This is a genomic window from Chryseobacterium phosphatilyticum (assembly GCF_002899825.2).
GTDB lineage: Bacteria > Bacteroidota > Bacteroidia > Flavobacteriales > Weeksellaceae > Chryseobacterium > Chryseobacterium phosphatilyticum.
Genome location: NZ_PPED02000002.1, coordinates 970032 through 981609 on the forward strand (window position 1 = coordinate 970032; position 11578 = coordinate 981609).

At 33.9% G+C, this 11578-nt stretch carries 9 protein-coding genes and 2 tRNA genes; 3 read left to right on the forward strand and 8 right to left on the reverse strand.

From position 1 onward, the window contains the following. Positions 1 to 41: 41 nt before the first annotated feature. From C1631_RS11495 to C1631_RS11505, 3 genes are read left to right on the forward strand one after another with little or no spacing between them, the layout of a single operon-like run. Positions 42 to 1391, forward strand: coding sequence for a radical SAM/SPASM domain-containing protein (locus tag C1631_RS11495; RefSeq protein ID WP_165828278.1), 1350 nt, complete (start codon positions 42 to 44; stop codon positions 1389 to 1391). A gap of 4 nt (positions 1392 to 1395) precedes the next feature. Beyond that, positions 1396 to 2286 (forward strand): hypothetical protein, encoded by an 891-nt coding sequence (locus C1631_RS11500; protein ID WP_109712214.1) that lies wholly within the window; start codon positions 1396 to 1398, stop codon positions 2284 to 2286. 24 nt (positions 2287 to 2310) lie between these two features. Further along, positions 2311 to 4512: a peptidase domain-containing ABC transporter gene (locus tag C1631_RS11505; RefSeq protein ID WP_109712216.1), complete on the forward strand. Its 2202-nt coding sequence runs from the start codon at positions 2311 to 2313 to the stop codon at positions 4510 to 4512. 65 nt (positions 4513 to 4577) lie between these two features. On the opposite strand, the gene C1631_RS11510 is transcribed toward C1631_RS11505, so the two are convergent. From C1631_RS11510 to C1631_RS11545, 8 genes are all read right to left on the reverse strand, one after another. Beyond that, positions 4578 to 4650 (reverse strand) — tRNA-Phe (locus C1631_RS11510). Positions 4651 to 4872: 222 nt separating this feature from the next. Then, on the reverse strand, positions 4873 to 5616 hold the full coding sequence (locus C1631_RS11515; protein ID WP_103248721.1) for an LCIB family protein: 744 nt from the start codon (positions 5614 to 5616) through the stop codon (positions 4873 to 4875). Positions 5617 to 5663: 47 nt separating this feature from the next. Beyond that, positions 5664 to 6680, reverse strand: a complete 1017-nt coding sequence (locus tag C1631_RS11520; RefSeq protein WP_109712218.1) for a bestrophin family protein — start codon at positions 6678 to 6680, stop codon at positions 5664 to 5666. Between the two features lie 6 nt (positions 6681 to 6686). Further along, positions 6687 to 7388 carry a potassium channel family protein gene (locus C1631_RS11525; RefSeq protein WP_109712220.1) on the reverse strand — a complete coding sequence of 234 codons (702 nt, stop codon included), beginning with the start codon at positions 7386 to 7388 and terminating at the stop codon, positions 6687 to 6689. Between the two features lie 205 nt (positions 7389 to 7593). Then, on the reverse strand, positions 7594 to 8031 hold the full coding sequence (locus C1631_RS24565) for a CPBP family intramembrane glutamic endopeptidase (RefSeq protein ID WP_103248719.1): 438 nt from the start codon (positions 8029 to 8031) through the stop codon (positions 7594 to 7596). A 127-nt stretch (positions 8032 to 8158) separates the two neighbouring features. Continuing rightward, a tRNA-Phe gene (locus C1631_RS11535) sits at positions 8159 to 8231 on the reverse strand. 109 nt (positions 8232 to 8340) lie between these two features. Beyond that, on the reverse strand, positions 8341 to 10182 hold the full coding sequence (locus C1631_RS11540; protein WP_103248720.1) for a bifunctional lysophospholipid acyltransferase family protein/GNAT family N-acetyltransferase: 1842 nt from the start codon (positions 10180 to 10182) through the stop codon (positions 8341 to 8343). Between the two features lie 22 nt (positions 10183 to 10204). Next, positions 10205 to 11443 carry an aspartate kinase gene (locus tag C1631_RS11545; RefSeq protein WP_109712222.1) on the reverse strand — a complete coding sequence of 413 codons (1239 nt, stop codon included), beginning with the start codon at positions 11441 to 11443 and terminating at the stop codon, positions 10205 to 10207. Between the last annotated feature and the right edge of the window lie 135 nt (positions 11444 to 11578).

The following is an 11578-nucleotide window of genomic DNA, read 5'->3' on the forward strand; positions in this document are numbered from 1 at the left end:
AAACTATGAACACTTTTCCTTTAATTTTAAAAGTGAACCCCATGAACTATAAATTATCCCATTATACTGTTTCTACTCAGGTTTCGGAAGACAAATACGTTGTCTTTTCGACAAGAAGCTGTAAAGTTCTTCTTTTACAGAAAGAAAATTATCATTCTTTGATGAACGGACACTTTGAAAAAATTAATGCTGATATAAAAAATCAGCTGATTACTGCTGTGATTTTAGTTCCTCTTTTCGAAGATGAGCTTACGGAAATTGTTGAAGAAAATAAAATGATGATTGAAGCAAACGATGTGCTTTATCAGGTTATACAACCTTCTTCCAACTGCCAGTTGGGCTGTGATTACTGTGGGCAACAGCATACCAAAAATGACTTGCAGGCTAAGGATTATGAAAAATTAATTGAACGATTAAAATATAAGCTTTCTTTAAAAGAATATAAAGGTTTGTTTATTGGCTGGTTTGGCGGAGAGCCTCTGATGAGTCTGCAAACTCTAAGAAAAGTAACGGGAAAGTTGAAAGAATTAACCTCAGATTTAGGAATTGGTTATAGTGCTAAAATAACGACCAATGGATTAGCATTGAAAAAAAATATATTTCTGGAGCTGGTCAATGAACATGCCGTAAAGACCATAGAGGTGACTCTGGATGGAACTGCTGAATTTCATGATAAAAGAAGGTTTGTAAAATCAGGGGAAAATTCTTTTGATCTTATTTTTAAAAATCTCGTGGATATTTTCAGTATCGAAAATTATAAAGATCTGGGCGCTAATATTTCTATCCGCTGCAATGTGGATAGTACTAATTATCAGGCTGTAGTACCATTGTTACAATTGATGCATGAACATGGCTTTCAGGATAAAATTTCATTTTTCTATGTGGCGCCTATTCATTCATGGGGGAACGAAGCCCATTTGGTCTCATTAGAGAAGGAAACCTTCGCAGAGAAAGAAATAGAATGGATTCTGGAACAATATAAATACGGCTTTTCACCATCTATTCTTCCCGTTAGAAATCATGAATTGTGTATGATTACAAGTTTAGATGCCGAATTAATAGATGCCTACGGCAATATGTATAATTGTACGGAAGTCTCCTATGTTCCTGTCTACGAAAATACACCCTATAAAATTGGTAACATAAAAGATATTGAAATTGATCAGAAGTTTAATTCCTTACATCTGCAAAACTGGAATGATATTGTACATACTGATCAAAAGGGATACCCATGCTACACCTGCAAAATGTTTCCGGTCTGTGGCGGAGGATGTCCAAAATCATGGGAAGAAGGAATTATGGCCTGTCCTTCCAATAAATTTAATATCCAGGATAAACTGGCCATTAATTATATCATTCAGGAAAAAGGGACAGAATATCTAATGAGTTAACGCAATGGAAGATAATACGTATATCTTAGAACTATTACAGCAGCATAAAGATCAGATATCTGCTAATCTCCTGTACTATAAGGATGATTTTCTTTTTGAGAAGGAAATGGATAAACTTATTGATGTGGTGTGTACTGATAAAGAAGCTTTTAATTTTTACAGTCTCAATTACCATGAAGCTTTAAAAGAAGCAAGAACAGGAAATGTACAAAAAGCAGAAATCTTAGCTATACGGGCAAAAAAATATATTGATTTTGATTCATTACAAATACAGGAAAAACATCTATATGAGCTTATCAGTCTACCTATTCAGGCCTTTTTAAGCTATAAAAAAACAAATTATATTCTTGCAAAACAACAGACGTATGAGACGATGTTGTTTGATGAAAAATTGGAACAATATAACTCATCCATAGCTTGTCATAAGATTCAGCAGTTGCATAATATTGCAAGAATTGAAATGAAGGAATTGAATACTGAATATGCATTGGAGATATTTAATTCATTATACAGGTGTTTAATGTTATCAGAAAAAGTAACTTATCGTGACGTTAATTTTTATTATGCAGATCGTTCTGAATCTTTAAAAAAATTAAGAAAGCTAATGTTGGTACAGATTACCAATGAATATATCCCTTTTTTGGATCAGTTTAAAAATAAAACAGAAATTCTGGATCGTACTTTCGGTGAGATTCTTTTGAAGGAAAACACCGTAAAAGATGAATTGAAGAGTCTTTTGTATTGGGTAAAACTTAAAAAAAATATAAGTAATCATGAGGAATTGAGTATGGATTTACTTAAAAAATTTATTGCGGGATCAACTGATTACACGTCTACGATAGCCATAGATTCTTTGCATGATGATCTGAAAGTGACAAAACCTATGACTTATTAATAATTTTAAAAGAACCTGTTTTTCATGAATTTTATTCCTCAACATGACCAAATGGATTGTGGCCCGGCGTGCCTCGCCATGATAGCCTCTCATTATGGGGTAGATTTCGGATTGCAATATCTGAGGGATAAAAGCTTTATTACTAAAGAAGGAGTTTCATTATTAGGAATAAGTGAGGCCGCTGAAAAAATAGGAATAAAAACAGTTGCTGCAAAATCACAGCTGAAATATCTGGACAATTCCCTCTTACCTTGCATTCTCCATTGGAATCAAAACCACTTTGTGGTCTTGTACAAAATCTCAAAAAATATTTTTACGCGTAAACCGGTTTTTAAAATAGCAGATCCGGGGCATGGGTATATTAATCTTTCTGAGGAAAAGTTTAAAAAAAACTGGATTTCCGATGAAGATAAAGGAGTGGTTCTTTTTTTAGAACCAACGGAAGAGTTCTATAAACAGTCCTCTCATAAAGAAAAAAAATTATCAGTACAGTTTCTTTTGCATTATCTGAAGCCTTACAAAACTCAAATGGTTCAGATGCTTCTTCTTTTACTTGTTGGCACCCTTACGACTCTGGTGTTTCCTGTTCTCACTCAGAAATTGATGGATGACGGGGTTAGTAAAAAAGATATGTCAGTGATCTCATACATATTGATAGCACAATTGGCATTTTTTCTGGGAAATATTATTTTTAACATATTTCGTAACTGGATCATGTTGATTGTAGGAACGAATATCAATATTCGTATTATTTCCGATTTTCTGAAAAAACTTTTAAAACTACCCATTAAGTTTTTTGATACCAAACTTATGGGAGATTTCAATCAACGGATACAAGATCACGAACGTATAGAAAGCTTTCTCACTTCGCAAAGTCTCATTACCTTATTTTCGGCAATTACGTTTACCGTTTTTTTTGGAGTTCTTTGGTATTATGATCTTACTATTTTATTGGTCTATATGGCTTTAACTTCCATATCAATTGTATGGTCTTTGTTTTGGATGAAGAAAAGAAAAATGCTTGATTATTTTCGTTTCCAGCAAAGAAGCGAAAATCAGGAGTCTGTCTATGAGATCATCAGCGGAGTGTCGGAAATGAAACTTAACCAGTTTGAAGATTACAAACGTAAAAGGTGGGAAGAAATACAACAAAAACTGCTAAAAACAAATGTAAGAATCCTGAAAGTAGACCAGATACAAATGTCCGGATTTGAATTTATCAATCAACTGAAAAATATTATTGTTACCTTTTTGGCTGCTTCTTTTGTTGTAAAGGGAAGTATGACGTTAGGAGAATTATTGAGTGTTTCTTATATTATCGGACAGATGAATTCTCCGGTCAATGAACTTATTCAATTCTTTCGATCACTACAGGATGCTAAATTAAGCTTATCCAGGTTGCATGAAGTACACGATTATCATGAAGAGGAAGAAGAAGGTCAGGTCCCCTTATTAAGTGAAAAATACACTGAGCAAAATGGTATACAACGAGGGATCTATTGTAAAAATGTATCTTTCCAGTATGAAGGTCCCCGATCTCCTCATGTTTTAAAAAATATCAATCTTTTTATTCCCGAAGGAAAAATGACGGCAATAGTAGGGGCGAGTGGAAGCGGGAAGACCACTCTGATGAAAATATTTCTGAAATTTTACGAGCCGGTAGAAGGTGAGATTTTCTTTAATCATTTAAATGCGAAAGATATTTCTCCAAAAGATCTCAGAGTCAATTGTGGAACTGTAATGCAGGAAGGTTTTGTGTTTTCTGATACCATAGAGAGAAATATTGCAGCCGGAGATGAAGATATTGATTATTTAAAGCTTGAAAAAGCTTTAGATATAGCAAATATAAGGTCATTCATCGAAAAGCTGCCATTAGGGCTAAAAACAAAAATTGGTACGTCTGGTAATGGGATTTCAGGAGGGCAAAAACAAAGAATACTTATAGCAAGAGCTGTATATAAAAATCCCCAACTTATTTTTTTTGATGAAGCAACTTCTGCTCTTGATGCAGATAATGAAAAAGTCATTCATGATAATCTGCAGTCTTTCTTTAAAGGAAAAACGGTGGTCATTGTAGCACATAGGCTTTCTACCGTGAAAAATGCGGACCAGATTATTGTATTGAAGCATGGGGAAATCGTTGAACAGGGAAGTCATCAGCAACTTGTTTCCAGAAAATCAGATTATTATAATCTTGTGAAGAATCAGCTGGAACTCGGAGGCTAATCTATATTAAATTACCCAGTGATTTAATACAAAAAAACCCCTAAACTGAATTAGAGGTTTTAAAGTGGTTTCTCCAGGAATCGAACCAGGGACACATGGATTTTCAATCCATTGCTCTACCAACTGAGCTAAGAAACCATTATATTTTTGTTTGACTTACTTCGTTGTTTTAAAGTGATGCAAAAGTATAATAATTTATAATATCATGCAAGTTTTTACTGCAATTTTTTTGAAAAAATATATTGATACAGCCGGTTTTGAGATTCAAAGGGTTGCTCATCAGGGTGTTTCGATATTTATTTTTTTGAATAATAAATATTGTAAAGAGTTTTTTCGGATGCGATTATCATTATCATCAGATTATAGATTATGTTTATAATACTCTTCCATAAGGCTTTTTCGTTCTTTCGTTTCCAGATTGATGTATTCAAGTTTTTTATACTGACAGAATGATCCCATGTCTGTGTCGCCATTGATAAAAATACCTCCTGCCAAAATCACATACTTACAGGGGTAGCTCGTTTCTTTTACCAGTAATTCTATTCGTTCATCTATGGCTTCGTACATGATTTCTGTGGCTTCGAAAATCTGATTTTCTGCACTCAGAATTCTGTTTTTATGATGAAGAAATATCTGTTCGATCGTATTCATCTGAAAATCCAATGAAGTTATATTGCCTTCAATAATTTGCCCTGCAGCTAGTTTTCCTAATGCTCCTTTTGCTGCACCACAACATGCTGAATTATTGTTTTGTCCTATTCTGCTTATTTCTCCTATTTCTCCGTTTTTGGTGATTCCAATGTGAGGTGCATAGAAAATTATAACTGCTCCATCTTCGGGAACATGGTGCGCAAAAGCGCCCATTCCAGTAAGGCCGGCAAAGGGGAAGCCATCAAGTCCCCCTAAATGGAATGGACCTAGCATTTCATATGCTCTGGGTGGATATTGTATTGCATTCACATCATCACAACACATACTGTCCGCATGCATCAATTGATGAGGTTTCAATCTTAATTTTTCTTCAATTGTATCCAGTAGTCGATTGACTGTATCAATAGATGTTAAAGCTGTTGGATACCATTTTCTTACAGATTCTATACTCATAATTTTTGTTTTTATATATCTTTTATCATAGATCATTCTATGACTTTTTACATTAAAATATTATTGACAGGTTGTATGGCGGCGGGTAATTCTTTTTCACCCAGCATTTCGCGTAGGTCAATTTCTATGTTTCTGCTGATTTGTGTGATAGAAATATCATTTGCATTTCCTTCAAATGGGTTTTCTGTGCTTTCACCAATTTGTTCCAAAACCAAAAATACCCAACCTAACAATATGCTGAAAGGAATTGTAAGCCACACAATATTTTCTCCCAACTTCTCTGTCATTTTTGAAAACTCTCCTAAAAAACCTAAGGGAAGTAGAAAACAAAGAGCATTTGTAAAATATAGATTAATGCTGGAAAATTGACGTGGATAAGGGTAGTTTTTTATTCTTTCGCATTTTCCCTGTTGGTCATATAATTCTTTAAGCTGATTTTCTAATGCTGTATAATTGTATTCCGAAATCTTACCTTCTTCGTTTAATTTTCTTAATTGTGCAGATTGTAAAGAAATAATTTGGGTGGCCTTATTCTTCGTGGTAAGAATATACAACAGCTCTTCTTTATTGAGAAAAGCTTTCAGTTCGTCTTCAATGTTGGTCTCCCATTCGGGAACCTTATAGTACTTCAAATACTCCTTATTGTAACTCTTTGTTCTCACATGTTCCCAGCTCTTGATTTCCCTGAGCTGAAACCTTAAAGCAGTAAGCCAGGCAAAATGACGGTAAATAATCTCCTGATGTATTATTGTTTCTTCAACAGGAACGTTTGCCCTGATAAAGTCTTTTACAAAAATACCAAAACTACGGCTGTTGTTGATGATTGTGCCATAAATCTGACGGGCTTCCCAACTTCGGTTATATGTTTGAGTGTTTTTAAATCCTGAAATAAATGCTGCGGCGGTTCCAAGCAAGGCGACGGGAACCCATGGGATAGCTAGCCATTTCCAGTCCAGAAAATAAAATAATAAGGTAGGAATACTACTTAAGATAAGCATTTTGTAAATTTTCTTCCTTGTCCATGGAATGAAATGGTAAAGCTTATAATGTGAACCTGTATTCATAATAAATTAATTTTTTGAAGAAAATTTACTGATTAAAATACCTACAAGTACCACTGTGTAGAATTGTCCGGCTATGCCTACAAAAGCAGTTATTAATTTTGTAACATGTGTATTAGGGGTGATGTCACCAAAACCTATACTGGTAAACGTTATGGAGCAGAAATAAACCAAATCTATAAAAGTGAGTGCAGGAGAGGATAGATCTACCCCTTTAAAAGATGTAGAGTCATGATATTGAAAAAATTGTAATGAAAAAACTGAAATTTCAATGAGTAACATATACCCACATATTGAGGCGGAAATAATATCCGTATTGATATAGCCTGGTTTTATAAGGAATCGCAGAACCTCCATAAACAAAAAACAGAAGAATACTACATAATTAATGTTCAGAAATGCAAAATACCATGTGAAATCCTTAAAAAATGGAATGCCGATGGGTAATAATAGAATGACAATAAAATGTAGATTTCTGAACCAATGCCTCCAACTATGTTTTCCTGTAAATAAGAAAATAGATCCTAAACCTAAAATCAACATGTTGATGGGCCATATTATGCGGGTGTAAAACCCCATGTCTGTAAGGAATATTCCTACAAATAAATGTTGCAACAAGGCGAATAAGAGAATTTCATATTTTCTTTCCTGTAGCTTTTTTTCAATCACTTTCACAAAGCTGTGCTTTTGTACCGGATTTTCATTGTGCATTTTTTTCTTTACTGTTTAATATCAGTGAAATACAAAAATGAACTATAAAAACAAGAATAACATGGTGAGTTTTTCTGAATTTTTCAATCGTGAAATTTTTACATTTTTGAATTGAAAAAAATGCATAAACATGATGAGAAAAATAATTACAAGAATTAAAGTTTCTGCTATATATTATTTTTTTGAATATGAGGAAAAGAGATTTTTATATTACGAATAAGAAACCATAAAGATTAAATAAAGCATGGAAGAATACTGTTAAAATGAAGCTGTATTTGGGAGTATGCCTGAAATAATGAATGTAAAGATTATTCAGTATTATTCCTCCAAAAAATGTCATAATGATATATAGCCAATTATAATAATGCATTGAGGCAAAAATTAGACTCATTATAAGTATACAAAGTGATTTGTTTTTAATCATCATCACCTTTGTTAAAAGCATATAAGGAAGATATTGAAATACTAAGGTTTCTATAAAAGGAGCAATGAAGATTGCAATAAAACTTAACTCATGTTTTGAAATATTTTGATTTTGATTTACGTCAAAATGTACATATGAATTATTGATATAATAAAAAAAATATCCGTTCAGTACTGCGAGAGCAAATGAAATTATAAAAAAAATAATGAGCTTTTTCATCCGTTAAAATGCTGTCTTATCATAAAAGATAGTGACTTTATACTTGATCCTGTCTTCTTTAATTTTTTATATGAATTATGTTTTAATGCAACAAAAAAACCTCTAAACTGAATTAGAGGTTTTCAAGTGGTTTCTCCAGGAATCGAACCAGGGACACATGGATTTTCAATCCATTGCTCTACCAACTGAGCTAAGAAACCATTATATTTTTGTTTGACTTACTTCGTTGTTTTAAAGTGATGCAAAAGTAGTAAGTTTTAGTATACAAAGCAAGTATTCATCGTGCTTTTTTTGAATAAAACTAAAAACTTACTGATTTTCAGCTGGATTATTTTCCTGTTCCTTTCTGATTTGATCACTCATTTCTTCTAACACAGGTTTTATCGTGCTTTCCGGAAGATCACTAATCCTTATATACATCAATCCATCAATTGCATCATTGAAATTAGGATCAACATTAAAAGCAATTACTTTAGCGTTCTGCTTGATGTATTTTTTAATCAAGACGGGAAGTCTTAATTCGGGTTCCAGGTCGTCAATGATTTTATCAAGCTTATTGAGGTCAGACTCCATCTCTTCAAAGAAGATGTTCTTATCTCTGTCACGAAGTTTTACCTTATATTCATTTCTTGGAGTAATATATTGAGCCACGGCAGAATCAAAATAATTTGAACGCATAAACTCAATCATTAAAGATTTTGAAAATTCTGAAAACTTATTGGAAATACTTACTCCTCCCATCAGGAATTTGTGGTCAGGATTTCTCAGGCAGACATGTACAATCCCTCTCCATAAAAGGAATAAAGGAAGTGGTTTTTGCTGATATTCCTGGCAGATATAGGCACGCCCCATTTCGATCACCTTTTTAAAGAAAGGGTGGATGTCCTGCTCAAATTCGAATAAAGAACTTGTGTAAAATCCTTTAATACCATATTTCTTCATGACCTCTCTTCCAAGAGCCATTCTGTAAGCTCCTGCGAGTTTCTTTTCACCATTATCCCAAAGGAAAAGATGGTGGTAATGCTTATCATATTCATCCAGGTCAAACGGTAGGTTACTTCCTTCACCTACCGCACGGAAAGTCAATTCTCTCTGGCGCCCGATTTCCCTCATGATAGAAGGGATTTCTTCGTAGGTTGTAAAGTAAATCTCATAATTTCCGTTACTGAATAACATCTTGTCTGTCCCTCTCAGTTTATTGACATCCTGAATGATGTCTTCAATAGGAGTTTCATCAATAATATTCTGAACAATATTTTCCTCTTTTAACAAAGGGAATTTTACTGATAAATTCTGAAGATTGATGCTTTGTGCAAGGGATTTCCTCTTTTCATAGTAAGATTTCATCATATACACCTTGCGTTTCAGGAATTCCCCCAATTCTTCAATGGTTTCCATTTCATCCATTGCCTTTACAGTAATCGGCCGTCCGATTCTGATTCTGATAGGCTTTTCCCTGTCATTCATCATTTCTGCAGGAAGCATCAGGGTTTGTAAGTTAGGATGAAGTTTTGAAATCTGATAAAACAAGCGACTGTTCTTAGCATGAAAATACATAGGAACTACCGGCACTTTAGCCATTCTGATGAGCTTAAGTGCCGTTTTTTCCCATTCTTTATCTAAGATTTCTCCGTAAGGATTATTCTTATTGGAAACTTCTCCTGCCGGGAAAATACCTACGCAACCTCCATTCTGTAAATGCTTTAGAGTTTCACGCATTCCTGAAGAGCTGCTGTAAGCATCTTTTCGGTTTTCAAAAGGATTTACAGCAATTACATACGGAGCCATGGGTTGTATTTTATCCAAAAGGAAATTCCCCATCACCTTGAAATCTGGACGTACTTCTGTCAGGATCTTACACATCAGGATTCCGTCAATAGCACCCAGAGGGTGGTTGGAAACCAGAATAAAAGGTCCTGTTTTAGGAATCTTTGCCAAATCTTCTTCAAAAGCGACATAGCTTAGGTTCCTTTCTCTTACAAATGAGTCGAAAAAGTCTTTGCCTTCCTTATCTTTTAGTTTGTCGTATAGTCTATTTACTTCATTTATTTTAGCAATGCTCATCACAGCAGATGCTACCGGGTTCTTGAGGAACCCAATTTTACTTAAGCCGGAAGCTTTGATCAGATCGTTTTTCGAAATTAAACTCATGTGTGTTTAGTCGCAATTAATATTATTGTGTTACCATTTGAAGAGTATTTTTAGAAATTTGCTCTAATAATACATTTTTTCCATGGTAAAACTTGTCAATGTGATCCATCTTCGCATTTCTTACTGTGAATAAAGATACATTTTTAATTGCTTCGGTTTTAAAAATTTTTTGAAGCTCTTCGTTAAGCTCTTCGATATGGTTAAATTTATCCTCCAGACATAAAGCTAATGAAATAGCGGAATTCTGCATCAGGGAAACTTTGATTTTGTATTTAGATAAATATCCGAAAATCAAACTCATATGATCTTCTGCGATAAAAGAAAAGTCTCTTGTCGAGATTTTTAATAATGCCTGGTCTTCTTTTAAAATATAAGATTCTTCCTGCTGGTTTTTTTCTGAAGCACCTACTTTGGTCCCTTCTTTAGTAGGATCTACAAAAGATTTTACGTAAAAAGGAATATTTTTTTGTTGTAACGGCTGTAATGTTTTTGGATGGATGACACTTGCACCATAATAGGCCATTTCAATTGCTTCTTCGTAAGAAATATGAGAAAGAAGAGAGACATCACTGAACTTTCTGGGATCCCCTGTCATTACTCCCGGTACATCTTTCCAGATGGTCATGGCTTCGGCATTCAGGCAATAGGCAAAAATAGCTGCAGAATAATCGGAGCCTTCTCTTCCTAATGTCACCGTAAAGTTGTTTTCGTCAGACCCAATGAACCCTTGTGTTACATAACAGATTTCCGGATTAAGATTTGAGATAAATTCTTCAGTCCTTGTCCAGTCTACTGACCCTTCTCTGTATGAATTGTCCGTTTTAACGTAATCTCTTGCATCCAGCCATTGATTTACAAATTGAATCTCATTCAGGTACTCACTTACAATTTTAGTAGAAATCATTTCTCCACAACTTACTACCTGATCATACACAAAGTTGTAGTTCGGGGACTTGTTTCTTCTTAAAAAAGAATCAATATCATCAAAAAAAAGATTGATTTCCGCAAAAACAGCATGATTTTCAGGGAAAAGTCCTTCTGCAATCTCAATGTGTTTTCGTTTTATCTTTTCAATCTCGGTTTGATAGTTATCCTTTTTGAAATAAAGTTCCACAACTTTTTCCAATTCATTTGTCGTCTTGCCCATTGCTGAAATTACCAGCAAACATTTAGCAAATCCCTGGCTTTTTAATACCATAGACACATTCTTCACACTCTCGGCGTCTTTTACAGACGCTCCACCAAACTTGAAAATTTTCATTAAATTGTTAAAAATAAAATTGTTAGATAAAAATTACATGAGTTTTTTACGGACGTCAAAATTATAAATTTACAACGAGATATGAAATAGTCAACCAATCTGATGGAATTAAGATTTCCTTAAAATATGATGCTT

What these genes read in the sequence shown, in the direction of transcription:
- C1631_RS11495 (WP_165828278.1), top strand. Translation starts at nt 42, where the DNA reads ATGAACTATAAATTATCCCATTATACTGTTTCTACTCAGGTTTCGGAA.
- C1631_RS11500 (WP_109712214.1), top strand. Translation starts at nt 1,396, where the DNA reads ATGGAAGATAATACGTATATCTTAGAACTATTACAGCAGCATAAAGAT.
- C1631_RS11505 (WP_109712216.1), top strand. Translation starts at nt 2,311, where the DNA reads ATGAATTTTATTCCTCAACATGACCAAATGGATTGTGGCCCGGCGTGC.
- C1631_RS11515 (WP_103248721.1), bottom strand. Translation starts at nt 5,616, where the DNA reads ATGAGTATAGAATCTGTAAGAAAATGGTATCCAACAGCTTTAACATCT.
- C1631_RS11520 (WP_109712218.1), bottom strand. Translation starts at nt 6,680, where the DNA reads ATGAATACAGGTTCACATTATAAGCTTTACCATTTCATTCCATGGACA.
- C1631_RS11525 (WP_109712220.1), bottom strand. Translation starts at nt 7,388, where the DNA reads ATGCACAATGAAAATCCGGTACAAAAGCACAGCTTTGTGAAAGTGATT.
- C1631_RS24565 (WP_103248719.1), bottom strand. Translation starts at nt 8,031, where the DNA reads ATGAAAAAGCTCATTATTTTTTTTATAATTTCATTTGCTCTCGCAGTA.
- C1631_RS11540 (WP_103248720.1), bottom strand. Translation starts at nt 10,182, where the DNA reads ATGAGTTTAATTTCGAAAAACGATCTGATCAAAGCTTCCGGCTTAAGT.
- C1631_RS11545 (WP_109712222.1), bottom strand. Translation starts at nt 11,443, where the DNA reads ATGAAAATTTTCAAGTTTGGTGGAGCGTCTGTAAAAGACGCCGAGAGT.